The sequence below is a fragment of the Komagataeibacter intermedius TF2 genome, from assembly GCF_000964425.1.
Lineage (GTDB): Bacteria > Pseudomonadota > Alphaproteobacteria > Acetobacterales > Acetobacteraceae > Komagataeibacter > Komagataeibacter intermedius.
In genome coordinates this window covers 1-20,776 of record NZ_BANF01000065.1, presented here as the reverse complement: position 1 = coordinate 20,776, position 20,776 = coordinate 1, and the positions used below count along the sequence as shown (strand labels likewise).

The 20,776-nt window shown below is 59.9% G+C and carries 12 protein-coding genes and 3 pseudogenes; 9 read left to right on the top strand and 6 right to left on the bottom strand.

Annotated features, from left to right (window positions below; translation table 11 throughout):
• Positions 1-216: 216 nt before the first annotated feature.
• The 8 genes and pseudogenes from B7449_RS22830 to B7449_RS10720 all read left to right on the top strand — a co-directional run.
• Positions 217-358 (top strand): annotated as a pseudogene (locus B7449_RS22830) (transposase); the annotation flags it as partial.
• Between the two features lie 445 nt (positions 359-803).
• Positions 804-1,601: a response regulator transcription factor gene (locus B7449_RS10750; RefSeq protein ID WP_039732911.1), complete on the top strand. Its 798-nt coding sequence runs from the start codon at positions 804-806 to the stop codon at positions 1,599-1,601.
• Positions 1,601-2,977, top strand: a complete 1,377-nt coding sequence (locus B7449_RS10745; RefSeq protein WP_048883610.1) for an ATP-binding protein — start codon at positions 1,601-1,603, stop codon at positions 2,975-2,977. The genes B7449_RS10750 and B7449_RS10745 overlap by 1 nt, the downstream gene beginning before the upstream one ends.
• A 46-nt stretch (positions 2,978-3,023) precedes the next feature.
• The gene (locus B7449_RS10740; RefSeq protein ID WP_039732912.1) at positions 3,024-4,262 is read left to right on the top strand and encodes an MdtA/MuxA family multidrug efflux RND transporter periplasmic adaptor subunit; all 1,239 of its coding nucleotides are present in this window, start codon (positions 3,024-3,026) and stop codon (positions 4,260-4,262) included.
• On the top strand, positions 4,259-7,429 hold the full coding sequence (locus B7449_RS10735; protein WP_039732913.1) for an efflux RND transporter permease subunit: 3,171 nt from the start codon (positions 4,259-4,261) through the stop codon (positions 7,427-7,429). The genes B7449_RS10740 and B7449_RS10735 overlap by 4 nt, the downstream gene beginning before the upstream one ends.
• A 1-nt stretch (position 7,430) precedes the next feature.
• Complete coding sequence (locus B7449_RS10730) at positions 7,431-10,733, top strand: efflux RND transporter permease subunit (protein ID WP_039732915.1); 3,303 nt, start codon at positions 7,431-7,433, stop codon at positions 10,731-10,733.
• A gap of 26 nt (positions 10,734-10,759) precedes the next feature.
• Positions 10,760-12,301: an efflux transporter outer membrane subunit gene (locus tag B7449_RS10725; protein WP_048883609.1), complete on the top strand. Its 1,542-nt coding sequence runs from the start codon at positions 10,760-10,762 to the stop codon at positions 12,299-12,301.
• Positions 12,302-12,410: 109 nt separating this feature from the next.
• Positions 12,411-13,231, top strand: a pseudogene (locus B7449_RS10720) (carboxylesterase family protein); the annotation flags it as partial.
• Between the two features lie 82 nt (positions 13,232-13,313).
• Here the strand turns inward: B7449_RS10720 and B7449_RS10715 are convergent.
• The 5 genes from B7449_RS10715 to B7449_RS10695 are packed head-to-tail and all read right to left on the bottom strand — an operon-like array spanning position 13,314 to position 18,721.
• The gene (locus tag B7449_RS10715) at positions 13,314-13,634 is read right to left on the bottom strand and encodes an antibiotic biosynthesis monooxygenase family protein (protein WP_039732916.1); all 321 of its coding nucleotides are present in this window, start codon (positions 13,632-13,634) and stop codon (positions 13,314-13,316) included.
• Positions 13,619-14,449: an ATP-binding cassette domain-containing protein gene (locus tag B7449_RS10710; RefSeq protein WP_039732917.1), complete on the bottom strand. Its 831-nt coding sequence runs from the start codon at positions 14,447-14,449 to the stop codon at positions 13,619-13,621. The genes B7449_RS10715 and B7449_RS10710 overlap by 16 nt, the downstream gene beginning before the upstream one ends.
• Complete coding sequence (locus B7449_RS10705) at positions 14,449-15,471, bottom strand: FecCD family ABC transporter permease (RefSeq protein WP_039732918.1); 1,023 nt, start codon at positions 15,469-15,471, stop codon at positions 14,449-14,451. The genes B7449_RS10710 and B7449_RS10705 overlap by 1 nt, the downstream gene beginning before the upstream one ends.
• The gene (locus B7449_RS10700) at positions 15,468-16,397 is read right to left on the bottom strand and encodes a heme/hemin ABC transporter substrate-binding protein (RefSeq protein WP_235721013.1); all 930 of its coding nucleotides are present in this window, start codon (positions 16,395-16,397) and stop codon (positions 15,468-15,470) included. The genes B7449_RS10705 and B7449_RS10700 overlap by 4 nt, the downstream gene beginning before the upstream one ends.
• The gene (locus tag B7449_RS10695) at positions 16,397-18,721 is read right to left on the bottom strand and encodes a TonB-dependent hemoglobin/transferrin/lactoferrin family receptor (protein WP_244465754.1); all 2,325 of its coding nucleotides are present in this window, start codon (positions 18,719-18,721) and stop codon (positions 16,397-16,399) included. Before B7449_RS10695 ends, B7449_RS10700 begins: the two co-directional genes overlap by 1 nt.
• Before the next feature lie 188 nt (positions 18,722-18,909).
• On the opposite strand from B7449_RS10695, the gene B7449_RS10690 reads away from it, so the two are divergent.
• Positions 18,910-19,515 carry a biliverdin-producing heme oxygenase gene (locus tag B7449_RS10690; RefSeq protein WP_048883608.1) on the top strand — a complete coding sequence of 202 codons (606 nt, stop codon included), beginning with the start codon at positions 18,910-18,912 and terminating at the stop codon, positions 19,513-19,515.
• A 976-nt stretch (positions 19,516-20,491) separates the two neighbouring features.
• On the opposite strand, the pseudogene B7449_RS21065 reads toward B7449_RS10690, so the two are convergent.
• Positions 20,492-20,776: pseudogene (locus B7449_RS21065) on the bottom strand (hypothetical protein); the annotation flags it as partial.

Below are 20,776 nucleotides of genomic sequence, written 5' to 3'. Positions count from 1 at the left end.
ATAAATTAATATCGATATATATAAAATATAACTGGAAACGTAACCGTTCATATGTTTGTTCAGGAACGGAAATGTAGACCGGAATGTTCTGTTTATATTTGTATTTCATAATGGTCGTAGTCCAGTGTTTTTTTTGGAAAATCGATATGATGAGCTTTCAAGCGGATTTGTGTGTGATGCAAACTTAGGATGTGGACATCATGACAACGGGGCCGTATGGCCAGCATTACGTGCAGGACGAAACGCCATCCCTCTGATCTGACCGATGAGCATGGGAGCGCATAGCCCTCTGATGCCGCCTGCGCACCGGCGTGGCCGAAAGCGGGCAACCGATTTTCGCAAGGTCATCAATTCTTTAATGAAACGGAAGAATGCTAAAAAATGGATGGGCAGAGACATCTGCTTGCGGGAAGACGTGACATCCCTGCCCATTCCAGAAAATACGGCCAGTCAGAGGCTGCTGCATAACCGCACTTTCAGACGCAGCTAAGCACCACCAAGAACCAATGAAAGATTTTTTTTGTAACCAATGTAATTATCTCCGTTACAATAATAATGCGTCATGGTATTAATGATCATGGGAAAGTTCCGGAAAATGGCTACCTGGACCGGATCCTGCCGAAGAATGTAGCGCGCGGCATCGTGTACATTAAACGGCGGTAAATTTTAATTTTATTGTCGATTTTTGTCATTTTTGAAATAAAAATTCCACCAGATTTTTATTTACTGGTCTGTAATGGCGTCCTGATTATACTTCGCGGCATCGAAAGAATGCGAATGTAGCGGCGCGGAGCAGCAGGTTGATGACGGGGCAGTCAGGCCATGATCTTCCGGACGGGCAGGGAACAGATGTTACCCCTGTCGGAAAAGGACAGAATTTCGTCCTTGTGGTGGAAGATGACATGGATATCCGTAACCTGCTGACACGTTTCCTGTCACAGCAGGGTTATGAGGTCGGGTCCGCCATGACGGCAGCCGAGGTGGGTGCTGTCCTTGCCGTGCGTAAGCCTGACCTTGTCCTGCTCGATCTCATGCTACCGCGCGAAAGCGGCCATGACATCTGTCGCCTGATCCGTGGGCACGGCGCCACCCCCATCATTATGGTTACGGCACTTGCGGATGTCCGTGAGCGAATTGCGGGCCTTGACCTGGGCGCGGACGACTACGTCAGCAAACCCTTCGATCTGGGTGAACTTGCAGCCCGTATCCGGGCCGTGCTGCGCCGCCCGCCCGGGGATCTTGCACCCGTCGCGCCCGCCCAGCAACCGGGTTACCGGTTTGGGAACTGGACCTTTATCCCGGAAAAACGTGCGCTTTACAGCGCCGAGGGCGTACGCATGACCCTGACCGGCGCGGAAACAGACCTGCTGCTGCTGCTGTGGAACCACGTGGGAAAACTGATGAGCAGGCAGCAGATCATCGAACTGCTCTATCACGCGCCGGGAGCGGTTGAGGAACGCGCCATTGACCTGCTTGTCAGCCGCCTGCGCCGCAAGCTTGCCCATGGTGGCCGGCAGCTTGAGATGCTCCGCACTGTCCGTGGGGACGGTTATGTATTCGACCCTGGCACCGGATTACCCGACGCAGGGGCCGCCAACTGATGAAGGACCGCTTTTCCCTGCTGCCGCGAACCGTTTACGGGCAGATGGTCGCAATCGTGGTGTCCAGCATGATGGTCACCATTTTTGTTGTTGCCTTCCTGGTGTTCGTGTTGCGTCCGGCCGTGCCGCCCCTGCCTGAAGGGCCATGGCCAAACGCACTGGCCTTTGAAACCGCGATTGATGCGTTACGTGCAAGCCCGCCTGCAATGCGGGAAACCATTGCGCAGGGTATGTCGACGCCGGACGTATCGTTGCGCACCACCGCTCCCTTTCCATGTGCGTTTATTCCAACCGAACATTTTTCAATCCTGCTGCGCCGTATTCTCCAGGCGCAGGCGGGCAACAGGGATGCCGTCATCAACGTATCGACCTGCGCTGCGGATTCCAGCGGCATGACGTCCACCCATATCGACATGCCGCGTGAAGGGATTTTCATTACCGCGCATAACGGGATCAACCATCACCTGCCCCAGCTCATGCGCGCGACGCTGCCGCTGATCGTGTCATTCCTGTCCCTGCTGGCCATAATGGGTAGCCTGTCGCTATGGAGCCTGTGGCGTATCAATCGCCCGCTGAAGATACTGGCGAACAAGGCCGAAACCTTCGGTTATGACATCACGCCCGAACCCCTGACCGAACAGGGGCCGGCGGAACTGCGCCGTGTTGCCCGCGCCTTCAACCGTATGCAGGCCCGCATTGCTGCTGCCGCCGAGGAGCGGACCCGCATGCTGATGGCCATTGGCCACGACCTGCGCACGCCGCTCACCCGGCTGTCCATGCGCATCGAGATGGGCGGCGCCGATGCTTCCCCCGCGGCCCTGCGCAACGACCTGTGGCTCATGAACCGGATGCTGAACGGAGCACTGTCATTCCTGAAAGGCCAGGGCGACACGGAACCGGCGGAACGGGTCGATATCGGTGCGCTGGTGGAAAGTGTCTGCGCGGAATTCGAGGCGACCGGCCGCAATGTGATCTATCAGGGTGACCTGGGCCTGACCTGTCTGTGCCAGCCTGTCGCCGTGGCGCGCATGGTCAACAATCTGATCGACAATGCCTGTAAATTCGGCAGTGAGGTGCGCGTCGATACACGGCGGAGCGGTCATGACGCCATTATCGAAGTGGCCGATAACGGTCCAGGCATTCCATCTGAGATGCACGATGTCGTCCTGCTTCCCTTCGCCCGGCTGGACCCGGCCCGCAGTTCGGATGGCGGGCTGGGACTGGGCCTGTCGATCATCCATGACATCGTGCAGCGCCATCATGGCAGCATGACCTTCCATTCCAGCCAGCCGCACGGATTGCTGGTGCGCGTTGCCCTGCCGCTTGACCAGCACACGGCGGTGCTGATGCGCGGCAATGCGCACACAGCCCATTGATACCCAGGTTCCCCGCCACGCCAGTACAGAGACGGACCTTAGAAGAATGCAGCCTGTTCACGATTTTCCTTTCTCCGTGTCCACGTGCGGCGGGCTTTCCTGCCATGTGACGCGGGATATCGTTTCAACGCGTAAGAACACGACACGGGTCAAGTATCACGGCCTGCGTCGCGCTACCCTGCTGACAGCGCTGTTTCTGGCTGGCCTGCATCCGCTGTGCGGCGCGAAGGCGGCCACGAAAACGGTGGATGCGGGCATTCCGGTCTCCGTTGCGACCATAAAGGCTGGCGATATGCCGGTTGTGCTGAGCGAACTGGGTACGGTCATTCCTGTCACCAATGTCACGGTACAGACCCGTGTGGACGGCTATCTGACGCAGGTGCTCTTTACCGAAGGACAGGAAGTGCATGAAGGCGACCTGCTGGCGGTCATCGACCCCCGCCCCTACGAAGCCGAACTGAAGCAGTATTCCGGACAACTCGCGGCCGATCAGGCCCAGCTTGATGAAGCGCGGATGGATAACATCCGGTACCAGAAGCTGCTCAGACGCGACAGTATCGATACCCAGACGGCACAGGACCAGCAGTACAAGGTCAAGCAGCTTGAAGGCACGGTGGAGGCCGATCAGGGGCTTGTCGATACTTACAGGCTGGACGTTGAATACTGCCATATCACCGCACCCGTCAGTGGCCGTGTCGGTATCCGTGCGGTGGACCGGGGCAATTACATTACCGCGGCACAGTCCGGCGGGCTTGCGGTCCTGACGCAGATGCAGCCGATCTCGGTCATCTTCACCCTGCCACAGGACAAGCTGGGCATGGTGTGGAAACGGCTGCGTACGACCAGAACCCTACCGGTCGAGGCATGGGACAGCACGGACACCACGAAGCTGACCGATGGCGCGGTCAGCAGTCTGGACAGCCAGATCGATACCGCGACCGGCACGGTCCGGCTGCGTGCCCTGTTCCCCAATAAGGACGAAGACCTGTTCCCCAACCAGTTCGTCAATGCCCACCTGCTGGTGGATACCGAGCACGATGTGCTGCTTGCCCCCACCAGCGCCATCCAGTCCGGCCCCAACGGCTCTTTCGTGTATGTCGTACAGTCCGATGGCACCGTGGCCGTGCGTCTGGTCAAAACCGGCGTGAGCCAGGGGGATACGGTCGTTGTGTCCTCTGGCCTGAAGGCGGATGAACAGGTGGTGACATCGGGCATCGACCGCCTGCATGCCGGTGCGAAGGTTACCATTCCCGCCACCACCAGCACGACGCAGGGGGGACAATGAATCCCTCCCGTCTTTTCATAAAGCGGCCCGTCGCCACCACGTTGCTCATGTTCGCGCTGCTGCTGGCGGGACTGATCGGCTACCGCTTCCTGCCCATTTCGGCCCTGCCGGAAGTGGATTATCCCACCATTGTGGTCCGTACCTTCTACCCCGGCGCCAGTGCGGATGTGATGATGACATCCGTCACCGCACCACTGGAAGGGCAGATGGGCGAAATGGCCGGGCTGGACCAGATGACATCCCAGTCCTCGGCCGGGGCATCCGTCATCACGCTGCGCTTCGGGCTGACCACGTCGCTGGACGTGGCCGAGCAGGAGGTGCAGGAAGCGATCAACGCCGCCAATTCCCTGCTGCCCAGCGCCCTGCCCGCGCCCCCCATCTATTCCAAGGTCAATCCGGCCGATACGCCCATCATGATCCTGGGGGTAACGTCCACCACCCTGCCCCTGCCCGAAGTGCAGGATTACGTGACGACACGCCTGCAGCAGAAGATCAGCGAGATTTCGGGCGTGGGTGAAGTCTCGCTGTCGGGCGGGAACAAGAAGGCCTACCGCGTCCGTGTCAATGTGCCCAAAGCGACCGCGCTGGGCATCGATATGGATACGCTGCGCACCACGATCGGCAACGTGAATGTCAATTCCCCCACCGGCAGCTTCAACGGCAAAAAGCTGAACCGCACCATCCATATCGACAGCCAGATTTCCAGCACCGACCAGCTGCTCAATCAGGTTGTCGGCTGGTCCGACACCAGTCAGGGCCCGGTCCGTCTGCGTGATATCGCAACGGTGGTGGAAGGGGCGGAAGACACCCAGCTTGCCGGATGGTCGAACCAGACCCCGGCCATCATCCTGAACATCCGCCGCCAGCCTTCGGCCAACATCATCAACACCGTCAACGCCATCAAGGCAACCCTGCCGTCACTGCAGCAGGACATGCCCGGCGGCGTCACCATCACGCCACTGACCGACCGGACCACCACGATCCGCGCTTCCGTGGCGGATGTGGAATTCGAACTGGGTCTGGCCCTGGCGCTGGTGGTGGGCGTGATCTTCGTGTTCCTGCATGATCCGTCGGCCACCGTCATCCCGGCGCTGTCCGTGCCGCTGTCCATTATCGGCACGCTGGCGGTGATGGACATGATGGGGTTCTCGCTCGACAATCTCTCGCTCATGTCGCTCACCATCTCCACCGGCTTCGTGGTGGATGATGCGATTGTCATGATCGAGAACATCGCCCGCTATATCGAGATGGGCCGCGACCGGATGACTGCGGCGCTGGAGGGCGCGGGCGAGATCGGCTTTACCATCGTCTCGCTGACCATCTCGCTCATCGCCGTGCTGATCCCGCTGCTGTTCATGGGCGATGTGATCGGGCGGCTGTTTTATGAATTCGCGGTGACACTGGCGGTGACCATCATCCTGTCCGCCGTGGTCTCTCTCACGCTGGTGCCGATGATGTGCGCCCGTCTGCTCAAGGACAGGGCCCATGCCGTAACCAGGCCGCGCTGGGCACAGGCGACCGACCGGCTGATCGTCTCGGTGATCGATGCCTATGACCGGGGGCTGACGCGGGTACTGCGCCACCAGCGTGCCACCCTTGTCCTGTTCGTGGCGACGCTGGCGCTGACCGGCCTGCTTGTCGTTGTCATTCCCAAGGGGCTGTTCCCGGAGCAGGATACCGGGGTCATCCAGGGCGTGTCGGTCATGGATGCCTCCATCTCGTTCGATGCGATGCGCGACCTGCAGCAGCAGCTGGGGGCGGCGATTGCGAAGGATGCGGACGTGGTCAGCCTGTCCTCCTATATCGGTGTGGATGGGGACAACACCACGCTCAACCGGGGGCGTTTTGAAATCAACCTGACGCCACATGACAGACGCAGCCTGTCGGCAGCAAAGGTGGCGCAGCGTATCCAGCGCGAGACAGCCGCCATAGCCGGGACCCAGCTTTACCTCCAGCCGGTGCAGGACCTGACCCTGAACACCAACGTATCCGCCACCCAGTACCAGTTCCTTGTGGCGGATTCCGACACGAACCGCCTTGCCATATGGGTGCCGCGCCTGACTGACGCGCTGCGCAGGGAACCGGCGCTGGCCGATGTAACATCCGACCTGCAGGCGCAGGGGCTGGCGGCCAATGTCACGCTGGACCGGGCCACGGGGGCACGTTTTTCCATCACGCCGGAAACGGTGGACAACCTGCTGTATGATTCCTTTGGCCAGCGCCAGATTTCCACCATTTACACCCAGTCCAACCAGTATCGTGTGATCCTTGAGGCCGACCCGGCCCTCCAGACCACGCCCGAGGCGCTGGACAGGCTGTACCTGGCCGCAAGCGGCAGCGGGGCCACCAGCACCTCTGGCCCGACCCGTGACCCGTCATCCGGCCTTGTACCGATGAGCACGGTAACACGCATGTCGGCATCCACCGCGCCGCTGCTGATTACCCATGTGGCGCAGTTTCCGGCATCGACCATCTCGTTCAATGTCGCACCGGGCTATTCGCTGGGGGCCGCGACCGATGCGATCGAACGGGTGGAAAAATCGCTGCACCTGCCCGCCACCATGCAGACATCCTTTCAGGGCACGGCCGCCGTGTTTGCGGGCAGCATGAGCAACGAGGCCTGGCTGATACTGGCGGCCGTTGTTGCGGTCTATATCGTGCTGGGTGTGCTGTATGAAAGCTTCATCCACCCGCTGACCATCCTGTCCACCCTGCCCTCGGCCGCCATTGGCGCGCTGCTGGTGCTGTGGGTATCGGGGTCCGGGCTGGACGTGATGGGCGTGATCGGGATCGTGCTGCTGATCGGCATCGTGAAGAAAAACGCCATCATGATGATCGACTTCGCGCTGGAGGCGGAACGGCTGGAAGGCATGGATTCCGTGCAGTCCATAACGCGTGCGGCCCGGCTGCGCTTCCGCCCGATCCTGATGACCACGCTGGCCGCCATGCTGGGCGCCATTCCCATGGTGATCGGCACCGGGACCGGGTCGGAACTGCGCCGCCCGCTGGGTTATGCCATTGTCGGTGGTCTTGCCGTAAGCCAGTTGCTGACCCTGTTCACCACGCCGGTCATCTACCTGTTCATGGAGCGGGTGCGCCTGCGCTTTGCCGCCTTCCGCGCCCGCCATGCGTCCGCGCCCCCTGCGCCTTCAGGGGAGGCACGCTGACATGTCGATCGTCGCCCTGTGCATAAAGCGCCCGATCGGCACCACGCTTATCGTGATCGGCATGATGATTGCCGGCGCCATCGGCTACTGGCTGCTGCCCGTATCCGACCTGCCCAATGTCGATCTGCCGGTCATTCAGGTGCAGGCCCAGCAGGCCGGTGGCACGCCGGAACAGATTGCCAGCACCATTGCCGAACCGCTGGAGCGGCATCTGGGCACGATTGCCGGGCTGAGCGAGATGACCTCGCAGTCCGTGACGGGGCAGGTCAGCATTGCCCTGCAGTTCGATACCTCCCGTGACATCAACAGCGCCGCGCGTGACGTGCAGGCGGCCATCGTGGCAGCCCGCGCGGACCTGCCCGCTACCCTGCGGCAGAACCCGACCTATGTCGAGGCCAACACTGCCGGCATGCCGGTCATGGTGCTTGCCCTTACATCGGAAACCCGAACGCCCGCGCAGGTCTATGATGTGGCGACCAATGTGCTTGAACAGCATCTCTCCCAGATCAGTGGCGTGGGGCAGCTCATGCTGGGTGGGGCGGCGCTGCCTGCCGTGCGGGTGGAACTCAACCCCCTCGCCCTGTTCAAATACGGCATCGGGTTCGAGGATATCCGTGCCGCCCTGTCATCAGCCAATGCCAATACGCCCAAGGGATTCCTCAATCGTGGAAAGCAGCGCCTGATCCTGCAGACCAACGATCAGGTTCATGGCGCAAAGGACCTCAAGGGCCTGATCGTGGCCTATCGCAGCATGCGTCCGGTGCGGCTGGAGGACGTGGCGCAGGTGACTGACGGGGTGGAAAATGTTGAGAATGGCGGCTTCTTCAACCGCAAGCCCGCCGTTCTGGCCATTGTCTTTCCCCGTGCGGGGGCGAATGTGGTCCAGACCATCAACCAGATCAGGGCGCAGTTTCCGACCCTGAAGGCCGCCTTGCCCGCTGATGTGGAACTGCATGTCGGCATGGACCGCTCCGCCACCATCCAGGCGGCCCTGACCGATACCAAGAGCACGCTGGTGCTATCGGTCCTGCTGGTGGTTGGCGTGGTGCTGGTGTTCCTGCGTTCGCCACGCACGACCATCGTGCCGGCCCTGGTCATTCCCGCATCGCTGGTCACGACGTTTGGCGTGATGAAGCTCCTGAACTATTCGCTCGACAGCCTTTCCCTCATGGCACTGACCATTGCGACGGGCTTTGTGGTGGATGATGCCATTGTGGTGATCGAGAATATCAGCCGCCACATGGAACAGGGGGCGAGCCGCGCCGATGCGGTGCTGCAGGGTGCGCAGGAAGTGGCCTTTACCGTGCTGTCGGTCTCCATCTCGCTGGTGGCGGTGTTCCTGCCCATTCTCATGCTGGGGGGGCTGATGGGCAGCCTGCTGCATGAGTTCGCCGTGACCATTTCGGTCATGGTGCTCGTCTCCATGGTGCTGTCGCTTACGCTTACGCCCATGATGTGCGCACGTATCCTGCCATCGGGGGAAGCGCGGGCCGACCGGCCGCCAACCTTCTGGTCACGCCTGTCAGCGCGGATGGAACGGGCCTTTGCTTACGTGGAAAACGCCTATGGCCGGTCACTGGGGGCGGCCCTGCGCCATCGCAGGCTGGTGCTGCTTTCGCTGCCCGTAACCATCGGGGTAATGGGCCTGCTGTTCGTAATCATGCCCAAAGGTCTGTTCCCGACCGAGGATACCGGCATGATGATGGCGCATCTCGTTGCCGATCAGGCCACTTCCTTCGATGAGATGCTGGCGAAAGTCGATCAGGTGGAAAAGAACATTCTGGAGAACGGACAGGTCTCTGGCGTGACCGGTTTTGTTGGTGGCCGCAATTCCAGCAACCAGGCCAACATCTTCATTGACCTGATCGACAAGGCGCAGCGCAAGACCACCATCAGCCAGACACTGGCCGATCTGACCCACCGCACGCATGATCTTGTGGGCGGGCAGTTCATCGCCATGCTGCCCAGCCTGCTGCCCTCGGGCGGGCGGCAGGCCAACGGGGCCTATCAGTACACATTGCAAAGCGATGACGCGGCGACGCTGTACCACTGGATTCCCCGCCTGCAGGCGGCATTGCAGAAGCATGCGGAACTGCGGGATGTCTCATCGGATGTGCAGCAGGGCGGGCTTTCCACCAATGTCATGATCAACCGTGACGTATCGGGGCGGACGAACCTGACCCCGCAGCTGATCTCCAACACGATCTATGATGCCTTTGGCCAGCGTGCGGCTTCGGTCATCTACAACCCGCTGAACCAGTACCGGGTGGTGATGAACGTGCTGCCGAAATACTGGGACAATGCCGACACCCTGCAACAGGTATGGGTCAGCACATCGGGCGGGACCGCCAGCGGCAGCACGCAGAGCAATACGATCAAGGTGACATCGTCTTCCACTACGTCCACCACCTCATCCTCGCTCAGCAGCCAGTCCTTTGCCAACCAGATCCAGAACAGTCTTGCGGGCGGCAGCGGGGCTTCCAGCGGGTCGGCCGTCTCCTCCACGGCGGAAACGATGGTCCCGCTTTCTGTCGTGTCCGGCATGCAGTCCGCGACCATGCCGCTGAGTGTGAACCATCAGGGGCAGTCGCTGGCGGCCACGCTGTCGTTCAACCTGGCGTCCGGTGCTTCCATGTCCGATGCCACACGGATCATCAACGAGGAGATTGTCCGGCTGCAGGTACCGGCGAGCGTGCACGGGCATTTTGCCGGCACCGCCGCCCAGTTCCAGAGTTCCGCCAGTAACGAACCTCTCCTGATCGTGGCGGCACTGGGTGCTGTCTATCTGGTGCTGGGCATCCTGTATGAAAGCTATGTCCATCCGCTGACCATTCTCTCCACCCTGCCCTCGGCCGGTGTGGGGGCGCTGCTGGCGCTGTACCTGCTGGGGCAGGAGTTCGACCTGATCGCGCTGATCGGGCTGATCCTGCTGATCGGGATCGTGAAGAAGAACGCCATCATGCTGGTGGACTTCGCCATTACCGAGGAACGCAACCACAACCGCCCGGCTCAGGACGCCATTCATACCGCCTGCCTGCTGCGCTTCCGCCCGATCATGATGACAACCATTGCCGCCGCCATGGGGGCACTCCCGCTGGTGGTGGGTAACGGGTACGGGGCCGAACTGCGCCGCCCGCTGGGTATTGCGATCATGGGGGGGCTGCTGTTCAGCCAGGTGCTGACGCTGTACACCACGCCGGTCGTGTACCTGTATCTCGACCGTCTGGGCCAGTGGGGTCGCCGCCGCCTTCCTGCCATTTTCCATGCCATAGCGCGCGCCGTGCGCCCTGCCCGTTCCTCGTGAGCGTGATGACGTATCAGGACAGTTCCATGCCGTATCCTTCTTCTCTTTCCGCCCGTTTTCGCATGGCCCTGCGCGGCACGACGGTACTGCTGGCGGCGGTCACGCTGTCGGGCTGCCTTATGGTCGGCCCGCGCTACAAACACCCGGCGCCCATCATTTCTGCCCGGTTCAAGGAACTGCAGCCCGCCCCCGGCTGGACGGTCAGCCAGCCGGATATGGCGGCAATACCAAAGGGTAAATGGTGGCTGGTCTATAATGACCCGACGCTGAACGCGCTGGAGGATCAGGTCGCACTGTCCAACCAGAACCTGAAGGAATACGAAGCCCAGTACCGCAAGGCGCGGGCGACGGTGAATGCGGTAAAGGCCAGCCTCTATCCAACGCTTTCGGGTGATCTCAGCTTTGCGCGCAACAGTCAGGGCAGCACGGCCACGTCCACCAGTGGTACCACCTACAGCACCGGCTCCACGCGCAATACCTATGCTGCCGAACTGAGTGCCGACTGGGATCTGGACCTGTGGGGCAAGATCCGCCGCCAGATACAGGAACAGGTCACGGCCACGCAGGCGAGTGCCGCCGATATTGCCAATGCGCGCCTGTCTTACCAGTCACAGCTGGCGCAGGATTATTTTTCACTACGTTATGAGGAATCCCTCAGGCTGCTGCTGGACCAGTCGGCAGATCTCTACGCGCATAACCTTGCGATCATCCGCAACCAGCATGAAGGTGGCACCCTGAATGCTGGCGACGAACTGCAGGCCGAAACCGAGCTGGACCAGACCCGCGCCAGTGCGACCGCAACGGATGTGGCGCGGTCGGAATATGAACACGCCATTGCGGTGCTGATTGGCCGGGCGCCCGCCGACCTGACCATAGCCCGCGCGGCCATGCCTGCAGCCATTCCGGCCGTGCCGGTCGACCTGCCCGCGACACTGCTGCAGCGCCGCCCTGACATTGCCGCCGCCGAACGCGCGATGGAAGAATATAATGCGGAAATAGGCGCCGCCATCGCTGCCTTCTATCCCGATGTCACCCTGTCCGCCGCCTATGGCTATAGTGGCAATCCCGTCCAGTCGCTGATCCAGGTTGCCAACCGGATCTGGTCGCTGGGGGCTGCGGGAAGCGAGACCCTGTTTGAAGGCGGTGCCCGGACGGCAGCGGTGCAGGAGGCCAATGCCGATTACGACAACGCGGTCGCCACCTATCGCCAGACAGTGCTGACCGCCCTGCAGGATACGGAAGACCAGCTTTCCAGCCTGCGTATCCTTGAACATCAGGCCAGCCAGCAGAATGCCGCCGTGCGTGCGGCGGTGAAGGCCGTTGACGTGTCGATGAACGAATACCGTTTTGGCACCGCCATTTATACAACCGTGATTACAACCCAGCAGACCGCGCTGGGGGATCAGGAAACCGCGTTGCAGATCCAGGAAAACCGCCTGCTGGCCAGCGTGAAGCTGATTGCCGACCTTGGTGGCGGATGGGATGTATCACAACTGCCCAGCAAGAATTCCCTTCAGCGTGATAACCCGCTCGTCCCCTCCTTCCTTGAAAAACATGCGCGGGAATAAGACAGGCACTGTGATTACAGGTTATGATTTATATAATATTTTTATATAGTTAAAATAATATGCACAGATCATATCTGTCCCTGACCGAAGAACAACCCAAAGAGCGATGTATGATAATACGCGTTCCGCATGGCTTGAATACAGCATTTACCTGCCGAAATATTTTCTGGCGGAAGGGGGCGAGAACCGGACCTACCCTCTTGTTCTGGCCGTTACGCATTCGGGTACCAGCCCCGATGGCACCTGCGCCCAGACGCTGACCGAACAGTGCATCGCCAGTATCTGGAGCCTGCCCGAAGAGCAGGACCGGCATGAATGCGTGGTCATTACCCCACGCTACGAGCGCACGACCATGAACGATTACTGGGAACATACATCGGACGTGGAGAATACCTACCGGCTGGTTGAATTCCTGCTCGGCAACACATGGAATTATGGCAATCCCAATCGGTCGGATCGCTCTGACAAGGTGCTGAAGATTGACCCCAAACGGGTTTACTGCACCGGCATGGTCCATGGGGGCCATGACATCGGTGTGGCTGATGGCCAGACATCCCGAAACCTTTGCTGCGGGGCTGATCATCGCGGGCCAGCAGCGCCCGGCCAATGTCATCTCCCTTGCCAGACAGAAAATCCTGATCATTACCGGTTCGGAAGACGACAAGGCGACGCCATGGAATGAGAAATGCGTGCCGGTATGGAAAAAGGCCGGTGGCACGGTCGTGCGCCCGAAGGAACAGCTTGACCCTGCCCTCATCTTTCCTGTCGATCGTCAGCAGAAGCTGACGGATCAGGTCAACGGCTATCTTTCATAAGGACGCCAATGTCACTTTCCTGACGTTTGACGGGGTTGATCATATGGGGTCGGCGCGTAAGTTTTTTTATATCAAGGCTGCAAGGGACTGGCTGTTCAGGCAGTCAAAGGCGTAAGCCTGCCCGCACGGCCTTGTTCGGACCCATGGTGGTAAAATGATCACCATGGGTCACCGGCCACATGAGCTGCCCTATCGTTTTAGCCCTGACCCGCAATATCCTGAACGACATCAAAGCCCTCGAATACCGGGGGGGCAATCGTCAGGCTCCCGCCCTTCCCTGCCTGGGCATGGGCCTTGCGGAACTGTTCGGACTGCGTCCACGCGGCAAATGCGTCACGGGAGGCCCATACGGTATGGGAGGCATAAAGGACGTGGTCCTCATGCACCGGTCCGCGCAGGAACTGGAAACTGACAAAACCGGGCACGGTTGTGAGCAGCACGTCGCGGTCCAGCCAGCGCTGTTCAAATTCCGCAACGCAGTCGGGTTTTACGCGGAAGCGGTTCATGGCGATATACATGGGTCTTTTTCCTTATGGAGTATTTCATGCGGCAGGATGAAGGGACGGCCTGTTGCGCCATGCAGGTGAACGCATCCCGCCGTCAGGCCGAAAACGGTGCAGGCCAGATCCTGTGTCAGGACGGACCCTGGTGGTCCCTGCGCATGCACTGCCCCCTGCCGGATCACGACCAGATGGTCGGCGCAGGCGGCGGCCCAGTTCAGGTCATGCAATATGATCGCCACGCCACCGCCCTGGTCCGCATGCCGGCGCGCCAGTTGCAGGACAAGCGCCTGATGGGCCGGGTCCTGGGCGGAAATCGGTTCATCAAGCAGGAGGAAACCGGGGGCGGTTCCGCACGCCATGGCAACCTCAAGCTGCATCAGCACACGGGCAAGATGGGCACGCTGGCGTTCACCGCCAGACAGGGTCATCATCTGTCGCCCGGCAAAGCGTTCCAGCCCGACCTGCCGCACCAGCGCATCGGCCAGGGCAGCCTGCCGGGCCATATCAGGACCATGGGCTGCCATCCCTGCCCCCATCATGACCATCTGGCGCACCAGAAACTGTCCTGCCCCTTCGCTTTCCTGCGTCAGCATGGCGCGGTGGGCGGCAAGATACCGGGGTGACATGGCCGCGATCGGTCTGCCATCCAGTAGTACGTCTCCCCCTGTTGGGGGGCACAGCCCACTGGCAAGGTGCAGCAGGGAACTCTTGCCCGCGCCATTGGGGCCGATGATCGCCGTGACCTGTCCCCTGCGCAGGGACAGGGTCATGTCACGCAGGATTTCGCGGCCACCCTGCCGCCATGTTGCGTGCCGTAATTCCAGACCCATCAGGCGATACCCGTGCGGTGGCTGCGTGCCAGCAGCCAGACAAAAGCCGGCGTGCCCAGCAGCGCGGTCACGATGCCGACCGGTATTTCCGCCGGGCTGGCCAGCGTGCGGGCCATCATGTCGGCGCCGGTCAGCAGCGTGGCGCCCAGAACGGCGCTGGCGGGCAGCACGATCCTGTGGTCCGGCCCCACCATAAGCCGCACCAGATGCGGCACGACCACCCCCACAAAGCCGATTGCCCCCACCAGCGATACGCTCGGCCCCGTGGCGCAGGCCACCGCCAGCATCGACAGGCTTTTGATCCTCTCAACCGGATAGCCCATCAGATGGGCATTCCGTTCATTGAGCAGCATGGCGTTCAGTGGTGTTGCCAGATAGGCCGCAAGGCCACCGGCCACCAGCAGGAACGGCACCAGCAGGCCAACACCGCGCCACGTCGCACCCGAAAAACTGCCCATTGTCCAGAATGTCAGGTCACGCAGCGCCGTGTCATTGGCCCGGAAGATCAGGATGCCGGTCAGCGCGCCGGAGAACGCCCCGAAGGCCACGCCAGCCAGCAGCATGGCGGTAATGGATGTCACGCCCCCACGCGTGGCAAAAAGATAGAGCAGCCCCATGCCTGCAAAACTGCCCGCAATGCCCGCGCATGGCACTGTCCACATACCCAGTGCCGCCGTCCATTGCCACGTGCCGCCCAGTACGATGATGCACGCGGTCGCAAGTGCTGCGGCAGAGGAGACCCCCGCCAGCCCCGGATCAGCCAGCGGGTTGCGGAACAGCCCCTGCATGATCGTACCGGCCACCGCCAGCGCCGCCCCGGTCAGGCAGGCCATGACGATGCGCGGGCCGCGAATATCCCTGAGCACCAGTCGGGTCATCTGTCCTTCCGCCCCGGCGGGGTGCCACAGGTCGCGCAGGTGCACTGTCGTGGCCCCCATATCAAGGGCCAGCAGCATGGTCAGTACCAGCAGGATCGACAGCAGGCCGAACAGCCAGGGTGCGCGCGATCTTTCGCGCATCATGCGGGCGTGCCCAGGCGACGGGCCAGTTCCAGCGCCGCGTCGGGCGTGCGGGGGCCAAAGCCCAGCAGGCGTTCGCCTTCCATGGCGATGATGGCCTGATTTCTGCCTGCCGGGGTCAACTGGAAACCCGCATTGCCAAGCAGGGCCGCGCGGACCTGCGGGGCATCCTGCGCCATGGTCAGGACCGCATCGGGCTGCAGGCCGATCAGGGCTTCCTGATCGAGTATCCTGTAGCCTTCAAACGTTGCGGGATTGGTGCCACCGGCAAGGCGGATCACGGCATCCGCCGCCGTACCCGTGCCCGCCACCATCGGGCGGTTGTTGCTCATGCGCATGATGAACAGCACCCGCCCTGTTGCGGGATGTGTCGCGCGCCACTGCGCCAGTATGTCAAAACGCTGCGATATGTCGGCACAAAGCCGGTCCCCCGCCGCTTCCGCCTGCAGCAATCCGGCCAGGAAGCGCGTGCGGGCTACAATGGCAGTCTCGGATGGTGTGGCATCAACAAACACGACCGGCACGTCGGACGCCATCAACTGCGCCAGAACCGGCGGTGGTCCGCAATCATTCATGGCCAGGATCAGGTCAGGCCGGAGCGAGAGAATGCCTTCGGCGGACAGGGCGCGCATGTAGCCCACGGATTTCTTCTCGCGCAGGGCCTGTTCGGGCCATGTGGAGGTAATATCGACTGCGATAATACGTGAATCCGCACCCAGTGCGTAAAGTGTTTCGGTAATGGTGCCGCCGATACTGGCAATCCGCCTTGCGGGGCCGATTTTTACCTGCCGCCCCCGGCAATCGGTGACCATGCCATCCCCGGCACCCCAACCGGTGCGTGGCACGGCCATCAGCCCGCCCGCCAGCAGGCAGGAAAACAGTCGCCGCCCCATTTCCATCCGGCCGGGGCTTACTGGTTTATCCGCCATCAGAACTCGATCCTTGCGGTTACCTTGAAGGAGCGGCCGGGCTGCGTGTAATACCGCTCCGAAAGGGAACTGGATGACTGGCCATAGGGCAGCGAGGCGGCGTTGTAATAAGCCTTGTCAAAGATGTTGTACATCCCTGCCTGTATGCGCAGCGGGCGGTAGAATGTCGGGCTGTACCAGCCCGTCAGGTCAAAAATGACGTAACCGGGCGTTTTCCACTGGTTCTGTAACGATCCCGTGGTGGTCAGGTATTTGGCGTCATCACGCGATGTGGCGAATGTGCCCGACAGGTCGGTGCCCCAGTTATCCCTCTTGTAGCCAAAGCCGATGATCCCGCGGAAGGGTGCGACCGAACTGAGGTGGAAGTTCATGTCGGTATCGCGCCCATCGGCATAGGCAAACGAACCCCATGCGTGCCAGTGCCGGTCAAACGCCCAGTTTACACTTGCCTCCACGCCATAGATGCGCACATGCGCCAGGTTGGTGTAGCCATAACACAGGTAATACCCCGAGCAGCCACTGACCCCTTCCATGTCTATGAAGTTGTTGTAGTGGTTATCATAGAACGAAATATTGGCCCCACGTTCGGAATTTCCGTATTTCATACCCACTTCCCATCCCCTGCTGCTTTCAGGCTTGAGGTTGGGGTTGCCGCTGACCTGATAGAATGGCGGGGTGCTGTAGTTCAGGTATTCTTCCGTGGCCGATGGCGCGCGGTAGGCTTCGGAATACTGTCCATACAGGGTCAGGTCATGGGCTACGCGCGCTTCCACCAGCACCTTGGGTGAGAAGTGCGAGCCATGGGCACCGTGTGGCAGGCCACTATAGCCCGCATTCGCCATGTAGGATGTAGTATTGTGCGGGTCACGCTGGAAATAATCGAAGCGGAAGCCCGGCGTGATATGGAACCACTCATTGCGGCCGATGCCAATGCGGTCCTGAACGATGGCCCCCATATCCGTGCCATGAACCTTGGGCATATCGGAGAAATTGTCATGCAGGTAGGGGCTGGAGACCGCCTGCTGGCCGGTCTGGGTCTGGTAGGTATCGGTCAGGAAGACTTCGCCGCCATAGGTGATCTTGTGGTGCAGCGGGCCGGTAAAGATGTTGTTTGTGGCTGACCCGGTAACACCATAGGACTGCACGGGCAGGCTCAGATGTTCATGGGTATAGGTCGAGGCGTTGGCGGAATCCCGGTTGGTGATGTCGGTATCGGTCTTTATGCTCTGCCAGTAGGCTAGGAAATGCGCCTCGCTGAACAGGGCCGTCGGGCTGTCGGCCTGATAGTCGTAATTGGCCGATACGCGGGAGCGCTGGTTTTCGCTGCGGGTATAGTAGCGGTCGGTTGCCGTGGTTTCGGAAGTTTTGGTTTCCTCGTTATAATTGCGGTCATACCATTCCCCCGTCAGGCCGATTCTGTGGCCGCCGGCAAAATAATGCCGGACCTTGCCCAGAAAATTGCCGACCTGATAGGAAGCAGGATCTTTCATTGTCCGGGTCCGGCCATAGCCGCCTATGTCACCACGGTTGCCGGTTTCGCTGCCATTCTGGTAGCCGCCCTGCAACAGGAACACAGTGTTCTTGTAACGCGCCGCAAAAGCCTGGTTGAGCAGCGCGGCCTCGCTTGCGCCATTATAGGTCAGCTTGGTCAGGCCGCCGAAGTTTTTACCGGGCTTGAGGATGTCTTCAGGGTCCAGCGTGCGCAGGGCAATCACGCCGCCCAGTGACCCGGTGCCGAAAAAACTTGAATCCGCACTTTTGACCACGTCAATCGCCCCCAGCGAATTGAAGTCGAAGTCCCCTACCCCGCCCTGCGCGGTATTGAAGCTGCCGGCATAGGCGCCATCGTTCGCCCATGGCATGCGCACGCCGTCAATCGTCGTCAGGATCCGGTTCTGGTCCAGACCACGGATATTGATGCTGGAATTTCCATTACTGTAATTTACAGCGGCATCCACACGCCGCGAGTAATCTTCCAGACTGTCAATCTGCCGGTCACGGAAGGTTTTGTAGGTTGTGGTGGTGGTCAGGACCGCCGGTTTGCCCACTTCGCTATGATCCTTGTCAGGATCGAATTTCATCAGGTCAATGATGTCCCTGCTGCCCTGCACCTTGACGGGGGAAAGCCTGATGGGGGCTTCGGGTGACAGGGAAACCTGGGCCGGGGCAGAGGCCTGTTTTCCGGCCGTTTTGGGCGATGGGGCCGTTTGCGTTGCCAGTGGTGCGGCGAATGCGGGGGACAGCCAGAGACAGGCCAGGGCCGTGGTGGCCAGCATGCGGTAACGGCACGCTGGCCGTTGCACGAGGGGGGTCTTGTTCATCATTCACCAACGATAATGAGAATCATTAGCATAACGATACCCATATGGACCGGGCCGCAGCAAGGAATTTGTTGCGCCTGATTCTTAGTTGCATTATTCGTAAAAAGTGCCAGATTACTGCGGCCGGTTCATATCAAGGACAAGAATCAGGCCCCTATCTGTTAAGTATAAAATTGTAACAGGAAGAAAACATGGCCCTGCTGAATGATGGAAACGCCCATACACCCCTGTCATCCCATGTGCGTGAAGCGACCCACCAGATTCACGATGATCTCAATCGCACCGTCATGTCCCGTGGCATGTTCACGGATGCCGCAGGCTATCGGGACTTTGTGCTGATGCAGTATCGTTTCCACCGGGATCTCGACCCGCTTTACAATAATGACCAGCTTGCAGGCATTGTGCCGGACCTTGCGGCAAGAAACCGGTTCCAGCAGGTCAGCGCCGATATGCAGGATCTGGGTATCGCCTTTCCCGCCCCGGGCACATCTGTGGAGATTACCGACCCCTCCACCGCCATGGGGTGGCTGTACGTGGCCGAAGGGTCCAAACTTGGTGCGAACATCCTGATCAGGCTTGTCGATAAAATGGGATATGGCGCCCGTTTTGGTGCACGCCATCTGGCGGCGGACCCGATGGGGCGCGGGGCCTCGTGGACGGCATTTCGCAATGCGATTGATTGTGCGGGACTTGATCCTGAACGCTGTGTCCATGGCGTAAGGGAGAGTTACGCCCGTATAAAAAGCTGTATTCCCGCACCGGGAAATGAGATCGGATCTATTATGCTTTCCCCATGATTTCACATGTGCACGTAGGCCTGCGTTCTGATCATCCTTGCCGGATTACAGTCCCATGTGGGCCGTGCACAAAAGAACTGCCCCGGGTTTACTGAAAAGCGAAACTCTCGGAGAAATGAGCCTGGACCAGAGCAGAAGATAACATTGCGTCATTGGCCTGAGTTCCGTGATTTGGCTGTGCGCCGGTTCAGTCAGCGATCATAATAACGATTTTTTCGACATAATTTCCGGTCACGAGATGGCGATGGCCAGACGTCTCGTGTCTCCGGGCAAAGAAAAACGTATTGTCGATGTCGGATTTCAGGCCACATGCTGTTCTTGCACGCACAAGTTCCTCAAGCATCGGCCCTCCACTTACAGCAATAAAAATAACTGATTGTACTGCTGCCTTTGCGAGGGAAATAATTGATTTTCAGACTGTCACTGCTCAGGAAATCGACAACACAATCTCCCCACCCGAGCGAATGGGATTGAAAAATTGGTTGATCGTAGTCGATTTACTCACGTCAACGACCTGATATATTATAAAAAACGTCATAAATATTTGATTAAAACAGGAAATGTAGCTGTTGATTAGCTAGGCCCCGTCGTTAGTGACGTTAAAATACTATTCTTTTGATTTCACAATAGAAATCAGACGGAAAAAATTTCGAGATTTCAGGATCTATCGGGAATGGTAATCCCGAATTGAGTATATCAACCCCGAACATAGAAGCGAATATTACATCGAAAAAACTTCCACTGGAGATGTTCTTCTTTCCACTCTCTTCGGGAAGCATCCCCAGCCTGACATGGGGAATAGATGACGTAACCATTCATGGGCCACGGAGACGTTCATACATTGCTCCCGCAAACGACCATCGCGATCAGAGCAAGGCGTTATACCCGGAGCGGCTTATCGTCATAGTTACAGGATATCTCTTCCGAAACAAAAAAGGCCCGGCAATATGCCGGACCTTCTACTGGAGGGAGGGGATCAGTTGGAACTGCTGCTGTTCTGGTTCCAGCCGCCACCATTGCGGTCATCGCCACGACTACCGCCGTACTCACCCCGGTTGCCATTCTGGCTGTCGCCATCACGGTTGCCGCGCTCGCCAGGGTCATTGTTCTGGTCGCCGCGATTTTTACCACTGCGATCACCATGTTCGCCACCGGGACCGCCATTCTGGTGATCGCCGCCCTGCTCTCCATGATTGCCGTGGCCGCCATGCTTCCGACCGTGATGGCCATGACCACCGTGGCCACGATGCTCGCCCTGCCC

Bases quoted from the DNA above. Each gene is read 5' to 3' on its own strand.
- B7449_RS10705 (WP_039732918.1), bottom strand. From the start codon at position 15,471: ATGATGCGCGAAAGATCGCGCGCACCCTGGCTGTTCGGCCTGCTGTCG.
- B7449_RS10715 (WP_039732916.1), bottom strand. From the start codon at position 13,634: ATGTATATCGCCATGAACCGCTTCCGCGTAAAACCCGACTGCGTTGCG.
- B7449_RS10710 (WP_039732917.1), bottom strand. From the start codon at position 14,449: ATGGGTCTGGAATTACGGCACGCAACATGGCGGCAGGGTGGCCGCGAA.
- B7449_RS10735 (WP_039732913.1), top strand. From the start codon at position 4,259: ATGAATCCCTCCCGTCTTTTCATAAAGCGGCCCGTCGCCACCACGTTG.
- B7449_RS10730 (WP_039732915.1), top strand. From the start codon at position 7,431: ATGTCGATCGTCGCCCTGTGCATAAAGCGCCCGATCGGCACCACGCTT.
- B7449_RS10725 (WP_048883609.1), top strand. From the start codon at position 10,760: ATGCCGTATCCTTCTTCTCTTTCCGCCCGTTTTCGCATGGCCCTGCGC.
- B7449_RS10745 (WP_048883610.1), top strand. From the start codon at position 1,601: ATGAAGGACCGCTTTTCCCTGCTGCCGCGAACCGTTTACGGGCAGATG.
- B7449_RS10740 (WP_039732912.1), top strand. From the start codon at position 3,024: ATGCAGCCTGTTCACGATTTTCCTTTCTCCGTGTCCACGTGCGGCGGG.
- B7449_RS10750 (WP_039732911.1), top strand. From the start codon at position 804: ATGACGGGGCAGTCAGGCCATGATCTTCCGGACGGGCAGGGAACAGAT.
- B7449_RS10690 (WP_048883608.1), top strand. From the start codon at position 18,910: ATGGCCCTGCTGAATGATGGAAACGCCCATACACCCCTGTCATCCCAT.
- B7449_RS10700 (WP_235721013.1), bottom strand. From the start codon at position 16,397: ATGGCGGATAAACCAGTAAGCCCCGGCCGGATGGAAATGGGGCGGCGA.
- B7449_RS10695 (WP_244465754.1), bottom strand. From the start codon at position 18,721: ATGATGAACAAGACCCCCCTCGTGCAACGGCCAGCGTGCCGTTACCGC.